The organism is Mycolicibacterium sp. XJ870, assembly GCF_053483975.1.
Genome location: NZ_JBEFTI010000001.1, coordinates 2,236,025 through 2,255,049 on the forward strand (window position 1 = coordinate 2,236,025; position 19,025 = coordinate 2,255,049).

At 63.3% G+C, this 19,025-nt stretch carries 18 protein-coding genes; 13 read left to right on the top strand and 5 right to left on the bottom strand.

Annotated features, from left to right (window positions below; translation table 11 throughout):
* Window positions 1-157: 157 nt before the first annotated feature.
* Both ABQF30_RS10810 and ABQF30_RS10815 read right to left on the bottom strand, forming a co-directional pair.
* Window positions 158-2,164: a fatty acid desaturase gene (locus tag ABQF30_RS10810; protein ID WP_448463112.1), complete on the bottom strand. Its 2,007-nt coding sequence runs from the start codon at window positions 2,162-2,164 to the stop codon at window positions 158-160.
* Between the two features lie 133 nt (window positions 2,165-2,297).
* Window positions 2,298-3,539 (bottom strand): PucR family transcriptional regulator, encoded by a 1,242-nt coding sequence (locus ABQF30_RS10815; protein WP_448463114.1) that lies wholly within the window; start codon window positions 3,537-3,539, stop codon window positions 2,298-2,300.
* A 216-nt stretch (window positions 3,540-3,755) separates the two neighbouring features.
* Here ABQF30_RS10815 and glnT point away from each other — a divergent pair, with 216 nt between their 5' ends.
* From glnT to ABQF30_RS10870, 11 genes are all read left to right on the top strand, one after another.
* Complete coding sequence (gene glnT, locus ABQF30_RS10820; RefSeq protein WP_448463116.1) at window positions 3,756-5,111, top strand: type III glutamate--ammonia ligase; 1,356 nt, start codon at window positions 3,756-3,758, stop codon at window positions 5,109-5,111.
* A gap of 30 nt (window positions 5,112-5,141) precedes the next feature.
* Complete coding sequence (locus ABQF30_RS10825) at window positions 5,142-6,143, top strand: alpha/beta fold hydrolase (protein WP_448463118.1); 1,002 nt, start codon at window positions 5,142-5,144, stop codon at window positions 6,141-6,143.
* 56 nt (window positions 6,144-6,199) lie between these two features.
* Complete coding sequence (locus ABQF30_RS10830; RefSeq protein ID WP_448463120.1) at window positions 6,200-7,234, top strand: D-2-hydroxyacid dehydrogenase; 1,035 nt, start codon at window positions 6,200-6,202, stop codon at window positions 7,232-7,234.
* Between the two features lie 10 nt (window positions 7,235-7,244).
* A complete protein-coding gene (locus ABQF30_RS10835; protein ID WP_448463122.1) occupies window positions 7,245-8,135 on the top strand; it encodes an NAD(P)-dependent oxidoreductase in 891 nt (296 codons plus the stop codon).
* Between the two features lie 2 nt (window positions 8,136-8,137).
* The gene (locus tag ABQF30_RS10840) at window positions 8,138-9,232 is read left to right on the top strand and encodes an FAD-dependent oxidoreductase (protein WP_448463124.1); all 1,095 of its coding nucleotides are present in this window, start codon (window positions 8,138-8,140) and stop codon (window positions 9,230-9,232) included.
* Window positions 9,229-10,044 carry an ABC transporter permease gene (locus ABQF30_RS10845; protein ID WP_448463125.1) on the top strand — a complete coding sequence of 272 codons (816 nt, stop codon included), beginning with the start codon at window positions 9,229-9,231 and terminating at the stop codon, window positions 10,042-10,044. The genes ABQF30_RS10840 and ABQF30_RS10845 overlap by 4 nt, the downstream gene beginning before the upstream one ends.
* Window positions 10,041-10,832 (top strand): ABC transporter permease, encoded by a 792-nt coding sequence (locus ABQF30_RS10850; protein WP_448463127.1) that lies wholly within the window; start codon window positions 10,041-10,043, stop codon window positions 10,830-10,832. Before ABQF30_RS10845 ends, ABQF30_RS10850 begins: the two co-directional genes overlap by 4 nt.
* A 60-nt stretch (window positions 10,833-10,892) precedes the next feature.
* Complete coding sequence (locus ABQF30_RS10855; protein WP_448463129.1) at window positions 10,893-11,681, top strand: ABC transporter ATP-binding protein; 789 nt, start codon at window positions 10,893-10,895, stop codon at window positions 11,679-11,681.
* A 24-nt stretch (window positions 11,682-11,705) separates the two neighbouring features.
* Complete coding sequence (locus tag ABQF30_RS10860; protein ID WP_448463131.1) at window positions 11,706-12,695, top strand: ABC transporter substrate-binding protein; 990 nt, start codon at window positions 11,706-11,708, stop codon at window positions 12,693-12,695.
* 20 nt (window positions 12,696-12,715) lie between these two features.
* Window positions 12,716-13,414 (top strand): TetR/AcrR family transcriptional regulator, encoded by a 699-nt coding sequence (locus tag ABQF30_RS10865; protein ID WP_448463133.1) that lies wholly within the window; start codon window positions 12,716-12,718, stop codon window positions 13,412-13,414.
* Window positions 13,415-13,543: 129 nt separating this feature from the next.
* A complete protein-coding gene (locus ABQF30_RS10870; RefSeq protein ID WP_448463135.1) occupies window positions 13,544-15,409 on the top strand; it encodes a zinc metalloprotease in 1,866 nt (621 codons plus the stop codon).
* 3 nt (window positions 15,410-15,412) lie between these two features.
* On the opposite strand, the gene ABQF30_RS10875 is transcribed toward ABQF30_RS10870, so the two are convergent.
* From ABQF30_RS10875 to ABQF30_RS10885, 3 genes are all read right to left on the bottom strand, one after another.
* The gene (locus ABQF30_RS10875; protein ID WP_448463137.1) at window positions 15,413-15,607 is read right to left on the bottom strand and encodes a hypothetical protein; all 195 of its coding nucleotides are present in this window, start codon (window positions 15,605-15,607) and stop codon (window positions 15,413-15,415) included.
* A gap of 604 nt (window positions 15,608-16,211) precedes the next feature.
* A complete protein-coding gene (locus ABQF30_RS10880; protein ID WP_448463139.1) occupies window positions 16,212-16,628 on the bottom strand; it encodes a nuclear transport factor 2 family protein in 417 nt (138 codons plus the stop codon).
* Between the two features lie 815 nt (window positions 16,629-17,443).
* Window positions 17,444-17,692, bottom strand: a complete 249-nt coding sequence (locus ABQF30_RS10885; protein WP_448463141.1) for a DUF3297 family protein — start codon at window positions 17,690-17,692, stop codon at window positions 17,444-17,446.
* A gap of 170 nt (window positions 17,693-17,862) precedes the next feature.
* Between ABQF30_RS10885 and ABQF30_RS10890 the strand changes: the two genes are divergently transcribed.
* Window positions 17,863-18,072: a hypothetical protein gene (locus tag ABQF30_RS10890; protein ID WP_448463143.1), complete on the top strand. Its 210-nt coding sequence runs from the start codon at window positions 17,863-17,865 to the stop codon at window positions 18,070-18,072.
* A gap of 265 nt (window positions 18,073-18,337) precedes the next feature.
* Window positions 18,338-18,889 carry a YaeQ family protein gene (locus ABQF30_RS10895; protein WP_448463145.1) on the top strand — a complete coding sequence of 184 codons (552 nt, stop codon included), beginning with the start codon at window positions 18,338-18,340 and terminating at the stop codon, window positions 18,887-18,889.
* The last annotated feature ends 136 nt before the right edge of the window (window positions 18,890-19,025 follow it).

A 19,025-nucleotide genomic window follows, 5' to 3' on the forward strand; every position in this document is an offset into this window, starting at 1 on the left:
AGCCGTGCGCTCCTAACGGTCGGGCTAAAACGTATCGCACACCGAGGAATGCCGCACGCGTAGCGTTGACGGCGTCGCGCCGCACCTGATCATGCTTGCTGCCCGGCGAAGCATTGGATCCATCTGCGCATTACGAACGGATTCACGCATGTGTTGCTCAGCTGTCGTAGTCGACTGAGACCGTCGGGCTGGTGGGATGGGATTGACACGTCAGCACGAAGCCGGCCTCCAATTCCGCTGCGTTGAGGGCGAAGTTCTGCTCCATCGACACCGCTCCCGCGGTGATCTTGCCCTTGCACGTGCCGCACGCTCCGCCAAGACAGGCATAGGGCGCGTCGATGTTGTTTCGCAGCGCGGATTCGAGCACAGTCTCACCCCCGGTGAGTTTCACGGTGTGATCCGCGCCGGCCAGCGTGATCGTCACGTCGGACGTGGGGAAGTCATCGACGTGCGTGGGCCGGTTCGTGCCGCGGAAGAGTTCGAGGTGTATCCGGTCGGTGGGCACGCCATCAGACGTGAGACCATTGCGCATTGAAGTGACGAGATCGCCTGGGCCGCATAGGTACCAGCGATCGATTGAGGTGAGGTCGCCGGCGAGGTGCCGCTGGACCATCGCCATGTCGATACGGCCGCGAAGGGTTGCCGGGTGGTGCGCCTCGGCTGAGCGGATGTGGACGATGCGTAACCGGTCGGCATACCGAGACTCGAGTTCATCGAGCTCGGTGGCGAACATCGTCGACTCAGCGGTGCGGTTGCCGTAGAACAGGGTGAACCGGCTCTCGGTCTCGATCTCCATGGTGGTGCGCATGATCGATATGATCGGCGTGATGCCGCTGCCGGCGGCCACCGCGACATAGTCGCGCCGAGCGAGTGGATCAAGGGGTGCGCCGAAGCTGCCCGTGGGCGTCATCAGTTCCAAAACATCACCGGCTCGCAGTGTTTCGACCGCGAAGGTTGAGAATCTCCCGCCGTCGATGTGCCGTACGCCGATCGCCAGTTCTCCCGATGTGGCCGCGGTGCAGATCGAGTAGTTTCGTCGCACCTCATCTCCGCCGATTCGGTGTTTGACGGTCAGGTGTTGGCCTGCCTGGAACTGGAACTGGCCGCGCAGGTGGTCGGGAACGTCGAACGTGACTTTGACGCTGTCTGGGGTCAGGGGCTCGACGCATTTGACGGGAATCGGGTGGGTGCCGGCGTGGTGCGCCGCGGAGGACGGCGGCATTCGGACTGGCAGCAGCGCAGTCAGTTTGCCGTTGAGGCGTTTCCACTCGTGGTACTGCGTGGCATCGAGCTGCTGCCCGAAGACGGTGCTCATTGCCGAGTCGCGCTCGAGGTAGGCGGACTCGTTCCGTCGCCAGGTCGCGACGTAGCGGTAGAAGGGGATGGAGGGATGTAAGTGGTGGACCAGGTGATAGTTCTGCGACAGGAGCAGGGGTGTCAGGATCCACTCTGAGCCGACGCGGTTGCGGGTCGCGCGATAGCGGTTCTCGCGTTGGGTGTCTTCCAGGTCGTGGTGGGGTAGCCAATCGAACCACCACGCCAGCACGAACATCGCCACCCGCTCGGGAATCAGGTAGATCAGTGCGAGCGTCCACAGATGTCCGCCGAAGGCGGCCGACACGATCACCGTCAGTGAGACGGTCATGAGGGCCACCGTCTCGAGAACCTCCGCGCGTGGGCGCTTGCGTACGTTGCGTACCAAGAAGCTGATGTAGGGCAGGTCCATGGCCGGGAAGCGGATCGGCAGCTGCCACCAGGGCGCGGCGCTGACGAAGTGATCGGGATCGGAATCACCGTCATTGGTGTTGCGGTGGTGCTCGATGTGGATGAACGCGAACGACTTGAAGGAGATCAGCGGCGAGACGAAGAACATCGCCACGCGGCCGAACGCGACGTTGACCCAGCGGTGCGAACTGATCGAGTAGTGCGAGGCGTCGTGCAAGACGGTGAACAGAACGAAGATTGCCGCGGAGCTGGCGGCGACGGTGGCGATCGCCGGCAAAGCATCGGTGAGCGCAGCCCAGGTTGATGTGCCGAAGAGCGCAAGCGCGAAGGTGAAGATTCCAACGATCGGCCAGGACAGCGTTGGAACCTGCTCGCCCGGATCAGGCAGGGCGTGCTGCGAGGCTACCGGGGATGGGGAGCGTTGAGTCGTGGTCGACATCGGAGTCCTTCGCGCGGTTCGGGATGAGGTGCCTCGAAACCTACAAACGGCCGGTGTCGGTCAACAAGGCCCTACCAGCCCTCCGCGGTGTGCTGACAGCACATCCAGCACGCTCCGTCTCCTGGCAGCGAAGCTATGAATCGGGCAATACCGAGGTCCCCAGCACGTCGCAGACGTGTAGCGCGGCGTGCAGTTCGGCGATCTTGATCGTTGCGGGCCGGCCCCTGCGCTCTTCGGCACGACGCACCCTTTGCAGGACCGTGTTCTTGTGGATTCCCAAGCTGCGTGCTGCGGCCGTCAGACTGCCCTGCGCGTCGAGAACAGCCAGGAGTGCGGCGCGCTCGCCGCGCTCTTTCGCGTCATCTCGTGCGAGATCGCCGAGCTGAGCGGCAACGAAGGCCCTTGCCGCATCCAGGTCGCGCGAGATCGCGTCCACCAACGCGACATCGCTGAACTCGGTGAATGACGGCGCCGCGCGCCCGGACAGTTCGATGACCCGCCGAGTGCGTAGAGCCTCGAGGTGCGAGATGCGAAAGCCCGCAACCCCGGGATGTGGCGAGCCCACCGCGGTGTGAACGTTTTCGCGTTCGCCGGGGAACTCCGTCGCCACGCCCGTGAGCGACGTCCTCACGTCACCGGTGATTGATGCCCATCCCCATACCGCGAGCGGGCCGTCCGCCACGACGAACGAATGACCTGCGCCCAGAGACCTGCCAACCTTCCTAGCGAAGCCCTCAAGGTCGACGCCACGGTCGTCGGCCCAGCAGACGAAACCGACCTGCCGACCGGTGAGGCGGTGGCTGAGCACACGTTCGGCCCTGGCGATGTCGACACGTTCGCCGGCGAGCAGTGCCCGCACGAGGTCGTCGCGCTCGGCTCTCGCCTGGTTCTGCCGTCGGTCAAGCTCAGCGACGTACTCGGCAGCCACCAGACTGGAGATGCGGTCGATGTATCGAAACCCGAACCGCTCGAGATCGATGAACGTTCTCAGCGCGACAGTGGGATCGTCGATCCGGTCGGTGAGCAGGTCGGAGAGCTTGTCGGTGAAGTACTCGTGACCCAACCGGTAGAACCGCAGCATCGCATCGACGCTGTGCCCTCGTGATGCCATTGCTCGCGCGTGTTCGAGCGCTGTTACCGGCGCCTCGGCAGCCGTTACGTCAATCCCATGGCGGAACATCGAAAGTACCGCTTCGAGATTCGACGAGCACGATCCAAGGGTCAGGCCGCGAAGCTCGGCATCGCCGCCGACCTCCGGTATCCGCTCGACTATGTACCTGGCCATGTCTTCGGCCAGGCCGGACACATTCGCCAGCAGCGACGCTGCGGTACGCCTTCCCACATCCGCGCCGTCGGCCGGTTCTAGCGGGTCCATAACTGCACACTAGCGGCGACTGAGCTGCATCGGTTACACCGCAACTCAGTGCTGACCGCGCGGAACGGCGACATCAAAATCTGTTCAGCCGCAACGAGTTCTGTTTACGGACCTCGAAGGTTCGAAATCCGGTTTTAACGTAAGCGGCACGCTTGGGAAATATCACCTTCCTACGGTTTCGATAACAAATCGAAACTAGTGATGAAGGGATCGCCGATGACGCGCGATGCAGCTGAAGCCGAGATCATGGCCAAGCAGTTGAGAGAAGACGGTGTTCGATTCAGCATCGCCGGCTACACAGATCTGCACGGCAACATCAAGGGGAAGATGGTGCCGATCGATCACTTCGTCCAGATGTCGCAGGGCTCGGAGTTGTTCACCGGTGCCGCCCTCGACGGCTTGCCGCAGGACGTCAGCGACGAGGAGCTCTCCGCCCACCCCGATCTCGACCGGGGCTTCGTCTTGCCATGGCGCAAGGACGTCGCTCTGTTCCTGTCCGATCTCTACGTCGGTGGCGAGCCGTTCGAGGCGTCGACGCGAAACATCCTCGGCCGCCAGATGAAGGCAGCCGAGGAGATGGGCTACCAATTCAATCTCGGCGTCGAGACCGAGTTCTTCGTCCTGGAGGACGGACCCACCGGCCCGAACACCCTGAGCGAACGCGACACTCTCGAAAAGCCTTGCTACGCAGTTCCGATGCTGTTGGACAACTTCGGCTGGCTCAACGAGCTTGTCGACTACATGAACGAACTCGGTTGGGATGTCTACTCGTTCGATCATGAGGACGCGCAGGGCCAGTTCGAGATCGACTTCGCCTACGCCGACGGATTGTCGATGGCCGACCGTGTCGTGTTCTTCCGCATGATGGCCAACGAGGTCGCCCGCAAGTACGGCGCATACGTCTCGTTCATGCCGAAGCCGTTCGCCGACAGGACGGGCTCGGGCGCCCACTTCAACATGTCGCTGGCAGGTCTGGACAGCGGGCTGAACCTCTTCGAGTCCGCCGACGACCCACGGGCCGCCGGACTGAGCAACATCGGCTACCACTTCGCGGCCGGTATCGTCCGGCACGCCGCGGCGATCTGTGCGGTCATTGCTCCGACGGTCAACAGCTACAAGCGCTTGGTGCGGCAAGGCAGCATGTCCGGCTCGACATGGGCACCGATCTTCGCCAGCTGCGGCGACAACAACCGCACCAACATGCTGCGCATACCGCTCGGTGGTGGCCGGGTCGAATGCCGTGCCGTGGATTCGGCGGCCAACCCGCACCTCGCGGCAGCTCTTTTGCTCGCTGCCGGTTTGGAAGGCGTGCGCGAGAAGCTCGAGTTGGAGCACTTCCACACCGAGAACCTCTACGAGGTCGACCCGGCCGAGTACGAGAAGCGTGGTCTTTCACTGCTTCCGCGAACGCTCGAGGAAGCGGTGGACGCGTTCGAGGCCGACCCGTTCACCAAGCAGGTGTGCGGGGAGAAGCTCTGGCAGTCGTTCATCGACTACAAGCGCGACGAGTGGACGTCCTATGCCACTGCCGTCACCGACTGGGAACGGAACCGGTATCTCAAGTTCTTCTGAGCGGCCGAACCGGGAAGGAAGCCAGGCGATATGACGATGGACCGCGAGCACGGCATCAGGAAACAGCTTCTCCTGCCGGAGTTTTCACTGGAGTCGGGTGCGGTGCTGGTCGATGCGCAGATCAGCTTCCGAATGTACGGATCGCTCTCGCCCGCCAAGGACAACGCCGTCCTGTTGTTCACCTATTACACCGGTGACGATGAGAGCTACCGGCCCTGGATCGGCCCGGGGCGACCGATCGACCCGAGTGAGCACTTCGTGGTCGTCGTCAATCACTTCGGTGGCGGGGTCTCGTCGTCGCCCTCGACGAGTGGCGCAGGGTTTCCCGACGTGCGCGTCGGGGACAGTGTGCGTGCGGCGAAACTCGTCCTCGACGATCTGGGCGTTCAGCATCTGCGACTCGTCGCGGGATGGTCGTTGGGGGGCATGCAATCGCTGGACTTCGCGGCGCGGTACCCCGGGTGCGTCTCCGCGCTGTTCGCCTTGTGTTCCGCGGCACGGTGTTCGCCGATCAACGAGGTCTTCCTCGACTCGGTCGGCGCCACGCTGACGGCCGGCTGCCAAATCGCGAACGCCCATGACCCGGAGGTGCTGGAACGGCTCGATGCGTTCGGCCGGGTCTATGCCGGTTGGGCGTACTGCGAACAGTTCTTCGCCGAGGATGTGTACCGCGAGTTCGGATACACCAGCCCTGCCGAGGTGCTCGAGCAGTGGGGCAAGGATCACCAGTCCATGCACGCCGGGGATCTGATGGCATCGCTGCGGATGTGGCGCATGGCAGACGGCGGGGGAAGTCTCGACGCGCTGCGAGATCGGCTCGGTCGGATCACGGCGCGCACGGTCTTCATGCCGTCGGTGACCGACAAGTACTTCACGCCCACCGAGAACTTCCTCGAGGCGGGCTGCGTCAACGACGCGGAAGTACGACCGATGGTGTCTCCGCTGGGACATGTAGCCGGGCGCCCGGGCATTCGCGCCGAAGAACAAGACGAGGTCGACGCGTGCCTGCGCGAGCTCGTGAAAACGCCGTGACCACACCGCGGTCAACAACGAATCGCACAGAGATCTAGAGCAGGAGAACCAGACGAGTGTCACTCAACGTCGTAGTCGCAGGTCTACCCAAGGCAGTGCAGAATGCCGAGGACCCTGACGAGGGAATCTGGCTGACCCCCGAGCAGAGGAGGCGGATCACAGGAGTCACCGAAGACGTGTGGCTGGAACATATCCCGGTCTCGGAACTGAATGCCGGGCGGGCGCCGCAGCGCCCGCCGCACGCCATCATGGTCGAGACCAGCGGCTCCAAGAAGGAGATCGAGATCGAGCAGGGCATCCTGAAGATGCCCGGACTCGAGCAATTGTTCAATCCAGACCTGAAGCTCCTGCAGTCGATGAGCGCGGGCGCCGAGCACCTGATCGGGATCATGCCCGCGGGCGTGGTGTTGGCGAATGCCTCCGGAGTCGCGGCCAATGCCATCGCCGAGACCGTGATCGCGGGCATTCTGGCGCACGCGAAGATGCTGCGAGAGCGCTGGAATCACCAGGCGGCGCGGGAGTGGAAGGAACTGCCCGCGCGTGAACTGGCAGGTTCCACCATGACGGTGCTCGGAACCGGCAACATCGGAACGCGAACGGCGACGATCGCACGGGTGTTGGGTATCCGGACGATCGGGGTCAACCGTCGCGGCCACGCGGTCGAAGGTTTCGATGAAACAGTCTGCACCGCAAAGTTACTCGGGGCACTGGCCGAATCTGACTACCTCGTGATCGCCGCACCCCTGACCCCGGACACGCGCGGCCTGATCGATGCGAAGGCGCTCGCGGCGATGAAGCCGGATGGCTGGGTGGCGAACGTCGCTCGCGGCGCGATCCATAATGCCGACGCACTCACCGATGCGCTGGAACGCGGTCATTTGTCCGGAGCGCTGATCGACTGTCACGTCACCGAGCCGCTGCCGGCCGACGACCCGTTGTGGAAAGCGCCGGGAGCCATGGTTTTTCCGCATGATTCGCACGCGTCTCAGTTGCTGGGTGACCGCCAGGTGGACGTGTTCGTCGACAACCTGCAGCGACTCGTCGCCGGGCGTGAGTTCCGCAATGTCGTCGATCTGTCGCTGGGGTACTGAGGAGGTGACTGTGAACATTGGATTTATCGGGCTCGGTGTGATGGGCGAGCCGATGGCAGGCCATCTCGTGGACGCCGGCCACGAAGTGGTGGTGTTCAACCGCTCCCGCTGGAAGGTCGACGCGTTGGAGGCGCGCGGGGCGGTGGGCGGTACCAGTCCCGCGCACGTGGGGGAGAAGGCCGACGTCGTCATCACGATGCTGCCTGACTCACCGGATGTCGAAGAGGTGCTGTTCGGCGCAGCAGGAGTTGTCTCAACGCTTCGGCGCGGCTCACTCGTAATCGACTGCAGCACAATCTCACCGGATGCTGCGGTTGCGATCGCTGCGCGGCTGGCCGAGAAGGACATCGCGTTCGTGGACGCACCGGTCAGCGGAGGGGACGTCGGAGCGATCGCCGGAACCCTCGCGGTCATGATGGGCGGCGAAGAGGAGGCGGTGCGCCGGGCCTGCTCGGTACTCAACGCTGTGGCGGCGACGCTGGTGCACGTCGGCCCTGTCGGTGCCGGACAGCTGGTGAAGGCGGCCAATCAGATGCTCGTCGCGGGCAACATCGCACTGGTCGGGGAGGCGCTGACGGTGCTGCAGCGCACCGGTGTCGATGTGGATGCCGCGCTTACCGTTCTCGGCGGCGGCCTGGCGGCCAGCAAGGTGCTCGAGGTGAAGGCGCCGAAGATGCTGGCCCGCGATTTCGCGCCGGGCTTCCGGCTGGATCTGCACTACAAGGATCTGAAGATCGCGCTGGCGGCCGCTGAGCGGGCGCAGATCGCGGTCCCGCTCACCGGCGTCATCACGCAGCTCGTTCAGGCGCTGCGCTCCGCCGGGGACGGCGGGCTGGATCACAGTGCGCTCATCAAGGCACTCGAGCGACTGAGCGGAACGCCATGTCGAAAGGAAGACTAGTCGTGCCAACAGCATTGATCTGCGGCGGTGGAGTCGCCGGACTGTCGTCTGCCCTGCACCTGAAGCAGAAGGGCTGGAAAGTCCAGATCTTCGAGAGCGATTCGGAACTGCGAACGGCCGGCGTGGGGCTCAACATCTGGCCCAACGGGGTGCGGGTCATCGACGGGCTCGGGCTGGGTGAGGAGTTCCGGTCGTTCTGTGCCGAGATGGACCGGTGGTGGGCCCTCGACAGCGACGGCACACTCACCTCCGACACCGATGTGAGCACTTGGTCCGAACATCTGGGCGCGCCGGTCACCGGGGCGCGTCGTCGGCGGTTGAACGCCATGCTCGCAACGGCACTCGACCCACAGGAAATCGAGTTCAACACTACGGCGGTGGGGTACACACAGACCGACGACAAGGTCACGGTGCACTTCGAAGACGGTCGAAGCGCCGAGGGGGATGTGCTGCTCGGTGCGGATGGCATCGGGTCGCGGATCCGCAACGCCATGCTGGGAGAAGTCCCGACGTTCACCGATGAAGGGATCGTCCGCTGGCGAGGGGTCTTCGAGACCGCACAAGCCGGCGTCCCCACCAAAGTGCAGGCCGACGTATACGGCGCCGACGGTCATTTTGGTTGGATACCAATCGATTCCACGCATGCCTACTGGTACGGATCCATCGGTGGACTCTCCACATTCGATGAGTTCCGCGGCGTCTACGACACCTGGACCAACACTCCCGTTCCGCAGATCATCGCTTGCAGCGAACCGGAGTCGATCATCGGCCGCGAAATCGGGCACTACCGCGACCACCTGCCGCGGTGGGTGGACGGGCGTGCGGCGCTGATCGGCGATGCGGCGCACCCGATGTACCCCGGGATGGCGCAGGGGGCGAACCAGGCGCTGATCGACGGGCAGACGCTCGCGGAGTCCCTCGCCGCTCACGGCGACGTGCGTGTGGCGTTGAGGGCGTTCGAGGAGGAGCGCATTCCAGTCGCGAACAAGATGGTCGATTACTCGCGGCTGCACTTCGATTACGAGCGCACCCGTAAGGAGTACCAGTCCGGGCAGGGCAACCTCCAGATCAACCGGTACCTGGAGTTCGAATCATGACTGCCGTCGCTGCGTTGGCGCTTCCGTGGCAGCGACGCACACCTTCTCTCAATGTCGACGGGCGCGTCCTGACCGTGGCGTTCATCGTCGGCCTGATCGGTTTGCAGGAGATCCTCACTCGGACTGATGTCCTGCCGGCCGGTTACTTTCCGCCCGCGAGTGAGATCGTGGCAGCGTTCTTCGCCGAGTTGACCGGGTCGGCGCTGGGATCGGCGTTGTGGCACACGATGAGTACCTGGCTGCTGGCGCTGTGCATCGCGGTTGTCCTCGGAACCGTGGCGGGAACTGCGCTCGGCCTGCTCGTCCCTCTGGAAGCGCTGCTGAGACCGGTCATCGAATTTCTGCGGCCGGTGCCGTCGGTCGCGTTGATCCCGTTGGTGGTCCTCACCATCGGTACCGGATCTGAAAGCGCGTTGTTTCTAGCGGTATTCGCAGCGTTCTGGCAGGTGCTGGTGCCGGCGATCGCCGGGGTGCGGGCGGCTCATCCGGTGGCGCTGGAGACGGCCCGGTCGTACCACCTCACGACATGGCAGACGATCCGCTGGATCCAACTTCCGAGCATGTTGCCGTACTTGGCCACCGCGATCCGCTTGGCGACCTCGACGACGCTCATCCTCGTCGTCACCGCCGAGATCATCATCCAGATGCCCGGTCTCGGTTACGAGATCACGATGTCGCGGTCCGCCGGAAACCCAGCGCGCATGTACGCCTACATCGCCTTGAGTGGCCTCGCAGGGATCGCGCTGAACGCGCTGATGCGCCGGTTGGAGAACAAGGTGCTGTCGGCACAGGGATTGGGGGACAGCCGATGAGTACATGGATGGCGGCATCGTCCACCGGCCGTGGCCGTGCGGCCCTGGGTGTCATCGGAGCGGTCGGGGCGCTGGCGGCGTGGTTCTTCATTTCCGCCAGCAGCGGGACCGCATACTTTCCGGCACTCTCGGCGATCATCGCCGAGGCGATCGAATACTGGACGACGTCGGAAGGACTGGCCAACATCCGTGCCAGCTTGACGACACTGAGCGCGGGCCTGGGGATCGCGGTGATTATCGGGGTTGCTGTGGGATTGGTGATCGGCCAACTCCCGATCGTCGAGCGCACGGTGTCGCCGACATTGGAGTTCGCCCGCGCGATTCCCAGCACAGCGCTCATCCCGTTCGCGATGATGCTGTTCGGCGTGAGCCCTGAGATGAAGATCTTTCTCATCGCGCTGGGCTGTGTCTGGCCAGTTCTGCTCAGTACCGCCGACGGTGCGCGCCGGCTCGATACAACGATGATCGCCTCGGTGCGTGCGTTCAACATCTCCGGCTTCCAACGTCAGCTGTATGTCGTACTCCCGGCCGTACTGCCGCGGGTCCTGGTCGGTGTGCGGATCGCAATCCCGCTCAGCCTCATCCTGATGGTGACGAGCGAGATGGTAGGCGCCCGAGAGGGTTTGGGTTTTGTCATCACTCAGGCGCAGGCGACTTTTCAGCTGCTGACGATGTGGTCGGGAATCCTGGTCCTGGGGCTCCTCGGGTTCCTCATGACGTTCCTCTACTCCTTGGCAGAACGTCGGTTGTTGCGGTGGTGCGACCCACGACGCTCCGACACCCGCTGAATGTGCGTGCCTTGCCCAATTGACTTCTGTCAAACCGAAATACGTGAAAGGCAGTGATCGATGCTCGTCGTTACCAGCCTCGAGAAGACCTACCCCGTCAAGGGTGGCGGTTTCACCGCCGTCGCCGATATGTCCTTCAGCGTGGAGGAAGGGGAGCTGTTCAGCATTGTCGGCCCCTCAGGCGCCGGGAAGACGACGCTGCTGCGATGCATCGCCGGACTGGACCGACCGACGAGCGGTTCGGTGACGTTCAACGGCCAGCGCGTCGACGGTCCGCCCGTCAACTTCGCGGTGGTGTTCCAAGACTATGCGCGCTCGTTGTTTCCCTGGATCACGGTGGCGAAGAATGTCGAGCTGCCGCTGATCAAGAAGGGTATCAGCGCAATTGAGCGTCGAGCGCGTGTCGACCAAGCGTTGGACGAGGTTGGCCTGGCGGATGCTGCACACAAGAAGCCGTTCCAGCTTTCCGGCGGCATGCAGCAGCGGGTTGCGATCGCGCGGGCGATCGCCTATCGCCCGGCCGTCCTCATCATGGATGAGCCCTTCGCGTCGGTCGACGCGCAGACCCGCGCAGATCTCGAGGACCTGCTGCTGCGCGTGCGCGAAGAGACCGGTACCACCGTTCTTTTCGTGACCCACGATGTTGATGAATCGGTGTATTTGAGCAACAGAGTGGCCATCGTGACGCGTTCACCGAGCTGTGTCGCCGAGATCGTCCACATCGATCTGCCGGACCGTCGCGATCAGATCGAGACCAAATCTCTGCCCGAATTCGCGCATCTACGCGCCCATGTATTCAGCCGTATCCGCGAGATGGTCCGCAACGATGCGGCTCTCGCGGCCGTTTGACACCTAACCGATCGGAGAACGTCAATGATCAAACAACTTTCACACCTCGCACGGCGGGGCGGAGTCCTCGCCGCCGCTGCCGTCGCCCTGACGGCCTGTGGCGGCGGTAGTGGCGCCGAGACCGCCACGACCGAGAACGGGCTGACCCAGGTCAATGTCGGAACGATCCCCGCAATTCTCAGCGCGCCGCTGTTCGTCGGGATCCAGGAGGGAATCTTCGAGAAGCACGGCCTGGATGTACAGGTCAACTTCGCCGACGGCGGTGCCGCCGTCATCCCGTCGGTGCTCAGCGGTGAGAACCAATTCGGCTACTCGAACACCGTGAGCCAGCTCGCGGCGATCGATCAGGGGTTGCCATTACGGCTGGTGCAGCCGGCGTGGGCGCCACACTCGGACCCCAACGAGGACGATCACGGCGTGCTCGTACTCCCGGACAAAGGAATCCATGAGCCGAAGGATCTGGAGGGGGCGAATATCGCAGTCAATACGCTGCAGAACATCGGCGAGGTTGAAATCCGCCGCGTGTTCGACAAGAAGGGGCTCAACCACGAGACCCTGACGTGGACGCAGCTTCCGTTCTCGGACATGGGTGAGGCACTCGAGCGGGGCGACGTCGACGCGATCTGGGTGTCCGAGCCGCACCGCACGCCGGGACTGAACAAAGGATGGAAGCAGATCATCGGCCCCGGTGCCGAGTCGTTCCCGGATCAGGTGAGCGGCTACTACTCGACGTCACAGAACTTCGCCGAATCGAACCCTGAGACAGTGACGTCGTTCCGAGATGCGATGAAAGAGGTCAACGCATTCGCTCAGGAAAACCCCGATCGGGTAGGCGAGGTGGCTGTCGCCGAGATGGGTATTGATGCCGCAATCATCGACCAGGTCAACTTCCCGAAGTTCCCCGTCGAAGACGACGGTCAGGCACTGCGCGATTACGGAGCTGCCGTTGTGGAGTACGGCATCATCGAGAAGGAGCCTGCAGACTACGACGCGCTGTTCGCCGTCAAGGACTAACCGCGCCTTACCATCTCCGTATGACTAGAGCGCAATCGCAGGGGGGTCGTCCGCGACGAAGCGGTGTGGTCGCGGACGACCCTCGCGGGGACATCCTCAAAGCCGCCGCTGAGCTGTTCGCCGCGAGAGGGTTCGGATCCACCCGCATGGATGCCATCGCCGAGAGAGCGGGGCTGGGGCAGTCATCCCTGTATTACTGGTTCAGGTCCAAGGACGAGATCCTGCGCGGGATCATGAACCAGAATCGCGTGTCGTTAGAGGCAGCGCGGGTGTTGGCCCCTCGGGACGAGTCAGCGGCAGTGCGGCTTCACATCGTGCTGTATCAGGACGTTGTTCAAATGTGCACGGCCCCATTGAATTTCTACGACTTAGAGGAAGCGGCCAAGAAGCAACCGGAGGTGTTCGGCGACTTCCAGGAAGACTACGACGAGTTATCGGCGTTGCTCCGCAGCATCATCGCAGCAGGGGTCGGGTCCGGTGAATTCATCGACGTGTCACCGGAGGAGTTCGCGCGGACGGCGCTCAGCCTGAACGAGGGAAGCCAGTACCGGTTCCATGCAAGTGGTCAGGGTCGCGATGATCTGCACACCTTCGCCGACGCTGCAGCAAGAACGTCGCTGCGGGCGGTGATGTCCGAAGTCGACAGACTGGCTGACGTACAAGAAGCTGCTCGCAGCGGCATCGCTGGTTTCAGAAGCCTGGTGTTGCCGGCGCCGTAGTGGACCGCCGCCTCAGTATCCGCGGCGGCCCTGCGCAAGAACTTAAGTAGCCCAGTACTCATGCCCGGCGTGGGCCGTCGGCCGATGATGGCCGAGAGACGCGTCATCACATCATCGAAAGGGCCGCCAATGAGTAAGAAGGTGAAGCTGGGAATTCTGCGGCTGCGCCACGATTCATCCCAGCCGAAGATTGATGATGCGGCCTGCCATGAAATGTTGACCACCGGCTACCACTCGGTGTTTGGGTTCTGGGAAGATTCCAGCTACGGCTATCTCGACTTGTCCGATTTCACGATGTTCGAGTGGCTGACTGTGCCGTTGACGGCCGACCATCTGACGATCCCCGACCCCGCCAATAACGCCAGCGCAGTGGTTCGCAGAGTCATTCAAGCCGAGATCGCGATCGACGCCCTGCGCGCTCGGCACCCAGACGGCGATCCACTGGCAGGGCTGGACGGCCTGGTCGTGATCACCCTGCCCGGCACCACATTTGTTATGGCGAATCCCCAAGCAGGACAACCCGACCAGCCCGCCAACCTCACCGTCAACTTCGACGCCGGCGCCGCTGCCGCCCGCGGCTTCGCAACTTGCGCACTGCCTGTGGCTACAACGACTCACTCCTTTGCCACACATGAAGTCGGCCACGTCCTGGGACTGCGTCACTCTTTCGGGTTGCTCAACGGCGGCTCCAACTGGAATCCCCTCAGCACCGCCGACGACTGGCTGCCCACGTACGGATCGCCCTACGACGTCATGTCCGCCGAGCAATTCGGTGGCGGACGGCCCACCTATATCGAAGACTCAAGCCCCGCGGCCAGCGTGCCGCCACGCTGGCCGGGAGCCCGATGGGCTTCGATGGGCCCAGCCTTGTCGACGGCAATGTTGTACCGGGCGTGGCCGCAAGCGCTCACTGGCCGTGCTGAGATCCGCAACCTACCGAGTAACGGTCAGGTCGGCACCGCCCGCATTCACCGCGCCCACTCGGCCAACGGGTCTGTCGCCCTGATCCTGAAACCGCCCGGCGCCAACGGGAATGACCCGAAAGGAAGCGTGGTCATCGAATACCGCACCCCGGTGGGCTGGGACTCGGGTCTGGACACCGACGGTGATGACGCCGCACGCGCCGGCGTCGTTGTGCACGCCATCATCGAAACAAACACCGACAACGGCGTGCAGCCCTGGTATCAAGGCAACATCGTCGATGACGGGCTCCGTTCGGATCTGGTTGTTCCCGGTCGCGCTCTCGCCATCAGCGTCAAGCAATTCCACCACGCCATTGGTGGTTCAAGTGATTACGTCGACATCTCCTACCAGACCTCGAGCTTGCCGTCGTTGGCGATCATCAGCATTGAACGCCGGGACCAGGTCGTGGGAGGGGAGGTGCACCGCACCAGTCGCACCCCGTGCGGCGACACAGTTCAGTTCGGCCACTGGCTGCTGAGCAGTATTGAAGAGTTTGGCGCTCAGGTGGCGGGTCTGGCATCCACGCCGATGCGGACGGATGACACGTCACCGATAGACATCACATGGCTGGTGGCGGGGCAAGCCGTGCCGGCGGGCGTGGGTCAACTCACCGTCACCAGCAACGGAATGCTGGTGGAGCTACAGACATTCGTCGATGCTTCGACCCAGCACCTGCAACTGCAAACGCCGGCCGGGACAGCAGTATCTGTCGTTGTGACAGCGACAGCGCGCGACCACGGAGGCAGAACCGCCGCCAGCGGGCCGGCGCTGTTCAGCGCCGACGGCACCTTTGACGGGATCAATCCCGAGCACATACCGGTGGTTGTGGCGTGCATCAAGCGCACCATCCCCAGCTTGCCGCTTCCCACTGTCATCGTTCGGCCTCCGCGGGATCCCCAGTATCTCCGCGAATTCTGGGCCCTGCAGACAGTGGGGGCTCTTGCCGGACTTCGGGCCATGGACCTCGGGCGCGCAGCACGTGACGCCATCGACCGGGTCCGTGATGTCATTTCCCTGACCGGCCAACGGTGAAACCTAACCCGCCGACGCCCGCTGCCCGACTCCGCTGGCGAATTCCCTTTCGCGGAATCTCCCGCCAGCCTTGGGATCAAGCGGGGGTGTATCCATCCCGCTGCCGTCGCGCAGCCCGTCGAGGAACTCCTGAATCGCATCGAGTGAGGTATGCGCCGGACTCCAGTCGAGTTCCGTGCGTGCGCGCGTGGTGTCCATGATCGGCAGGCTCAACGCGAGATCGACGAGTGTTGGGGCTCGCCGGTATCAGGTGCAGATTCCACGCTGCGGCGACAGCCGCATTGGGCAGCAACGGTCCGGCAAAAAGTCGGCGTTGCGCGGCGGCCGACTCGCGCTTGAAGATGAACCCCGGCCGCACCACCCGGATACCGGGGTGATCGAGGTCGTGTCGGCACGGTGTGTGAATCAGAACGGCATTCTTTCTCCGCTGGTCCTCGGTGAAGTCACCGAACCGCTGGGATCGTCCAGACGCCGCTAGCGTACTTCGGCTGGAACCCAAGCGTTCTCCATGAAGATGTCAAGGGACGATTGGGCACCGCACTGGTTCGGCTTCCATACAACGACGCGACTGTATGTCCCGGGACCGGTCGACCACATTACCTTCAGCGCGGGATTCGTCGGCCTGGTGAACAACGAAGGACACTCACGGGTGGAAATTGGTGTAACCGGCTACCTAGAGGCAGCCCCGCCCAGCTGATTGGCTGCAGTGTCCAAAGACGACCTCCACCCGCAATTCATCACTGTGATGAAATAGCTTGTGCTACATCCCTTTCCGCGAGGGGGAGAGGTAGTTGGTTCCCGGTCAGCTAGGGGAGGCGATTGCCGCGGCGACCTGGTCCATTAGCGTCGGGAGGTCGTAGTAGTCGCGCCAGCGCGTGATCCGGCCATTGGAGTCAACGTCGAAGACGCCCACGGCTTCAATGCCGATCGGCTTGCCCTCGATCTCGATATTGTCGACTCGCTGTGCCAGCACAGTCCCATCACTGATGGCAAGAGTCTTGATGTCGACCGTGGTGCTCGGAACCATCGCGAAGATCGACTGAAGTTCGGTTCTGATGGCATCGATGCCTCGATGAACGCCCCGTGGGCCATCGATGTATACAGCGTCATCGCTGAAGAATCCAACCATCTCGTCCACGTCTGACCGCGGAAAGCAGCCCAAGAATTTCCGGATCACCGACGCTGCCGAATCCGACAAGGTTCCCCCTCTGACCTGCATGTTTTGACATTCTAAAACACGGAGCCTAAGGCACTCGGCGCGCAGTCGTCGTCCCTTTTGGTGAAACCCTTGGGCTGCAACGTGACTCGCGCTGGTCAACTGGCAAACGGTGCATGGTGAACAGGTGCGAGTTACTCCGATCGGCGAATGAATGCGGCGACGGACCACGCGTGCGCAGGTCGGCGGCTAAAAGTACGCGTCCACGACCAAGGCCCCGAAAGATGATGACGAAAATGTCTGTCCAGCAGGCATTTCCACCATGCAGCCATGTAGCGCAAAACCGTCACTGTGACGTATTAACTCCGTCGGGGGATTGGGAATCGGGGTCCGTGTCAGCCGCGATCGCCACGGTCAAGGGATCGACGCGAGCAACCGGCGGGTGTAGCCGGGGCGCGACGGGATCCTTGGCGGCACGGGGCCGGCACTGCGGCGCTTGCGCGCCTTGCACATGGCGCAGCCGCGCCACGAACGGGACGGATGATGGTTGGGCGCGATGCTCCCGAGCAGACTCCGCGCTGAGGCGAAGAATGTGACGCTACTCGGAGGCGCATGCGCAGAACCAGCATCTCCGTAAACGCCGATAACCTACATTATGTCAAGTTGAGTACGCCAGTTCATTAGATGAATCATGCGGCATCCTGTCCACTTTCAGTCAAGTTGGCGGTTGTCGCATTAATCCTGGCGGTCGACGGATCGCACCAGGATTCACGGTCAACCTGGCGGGCATCCCTTGCCAATCCAGGAAAGGTCGTCAGCGGGCGGCAATCATCACAGCCGCCGTACTCGTTGTAGCTGCAGGGCGTCCGCCATTCCGCTCAGCGGAAATAAGGTTCAACCGTGCCACTGAGCTTGACGACCATAGGATTTCCGTGGCGATCCTTCGCGGTAGGGACTTCAACACGCACCCAACCCTCGGCCACGTTGTATTCGTGAACATTGGTCTTCTCGGCGCCATTAAAGCGAATACCTACATCGCGGCGAAGCACCTCTTCGCTATAGAAGGCGCTTCGCGGGTCGATGGAGAGATGATTCGGTGGAACGTCTGTGTTCTGATCCTCGGACATGGCGGCCTTCGTTGAATGCTCGGATTATTCTCAAAGAATCTACGCGACCCTGCCGTTGCGGGTTGCGTGTAGGCCTTGGAGGGCCGCCCCCACGTTCATTCGGCGAGCAAGGCCGAGGAATGCCATCATTGCCCGGAGCGATGCGTCCGTTCGCGCCGTAGGCTCACGGCGTGCACAACGTGACCCTGGCCAACGCCGCGTCAACGGCGGCGCTGACGGTGGGGCTGGCGGCCTATGCAGCGTTGATCTTCGCCGGCATCGCGGTGGCGATCTTCGACGCACGCCGGCACCGACGGGGCCGGGCGACCGCCGCCGCGGTGATGGTCGGAGTGCTGACCCTAGGCGGGCTGGTTGTCGCGATCGCCAGCAGCGTCGCGTGACCCGTCACAACGCGGCCGGGTGAACACCGGATAGTTGGCGGGGTCCGGTAACTCCCGGAAGTAATCCCTTGAAGACCTTCCCACGACGCGCCGATCCCGTGAGCGGACCCCAACGAGCCTCGAGCCGCAGAGTGATACCAGTTCTGGTCCGGCCGCTGGGGACAGCGACCGAACGTGGATTCTCGATCCGACGGCTATCGCGCCCGCCGATACGCTCGAAGCGGGCTGACTGCTCGGGGAAAACCACCAGGGTGGACACTATGACGTGGCCCTTTCTGCAACAGTATTCAAAGTCGAACTTGGCGTCTCCGATGTCGATCACGGTTACTACGCCGACCACACGCTGACCGTGGCCCGTCATCCCAGTGAGACCGACGAGCGGATGGTGGTGCGGTTGTTGGCGTTTGGGCTGCGCGCACACCGGCTCAGCGACGTCGACGGTGAGTTGGCGTTCGGGGCGGGCCTGTCCACCCCTGGCATACCGGACCTGCGACTCGCCGACTACACGGGCCGGATCCTGGAGTGGATCAACGTCGGCCAGCCCGATGCTCGCGCCTTGGGCAAGGCTGCCAGCCAGGCTGACCAGGTGCTGCTGTTCCCGTTCGCGGCCGGCGTGGCCACCTGGTGGCGCACCGTCGGCCCCAAAGTGGCGGGGCTGCCGAACCTGTCGGTGGTGCAGATACCGCACGCGTCGGTGCAACAGCTGGCCCAGACTGTCGATCGACGGGTCTCGGCGCAGGTGATGGTGATGGAAGGTCAGGTCACGATGACCGTGGGCGGTGTCGACGTCACCTTCACGCCCGAGCCATTGGAGTGAACGTCTGCGCCCGAGGTGCTAGTCGATAGCGTTGGCGCCATGGACGCTGACGTCATCGTTCGCGGGCGGCCCTGGCCGACCTGCTCCCCTGCGCCTCGGTCGCGAGCCGGCGGCGGCACAGGTCTGCTTTGCGACG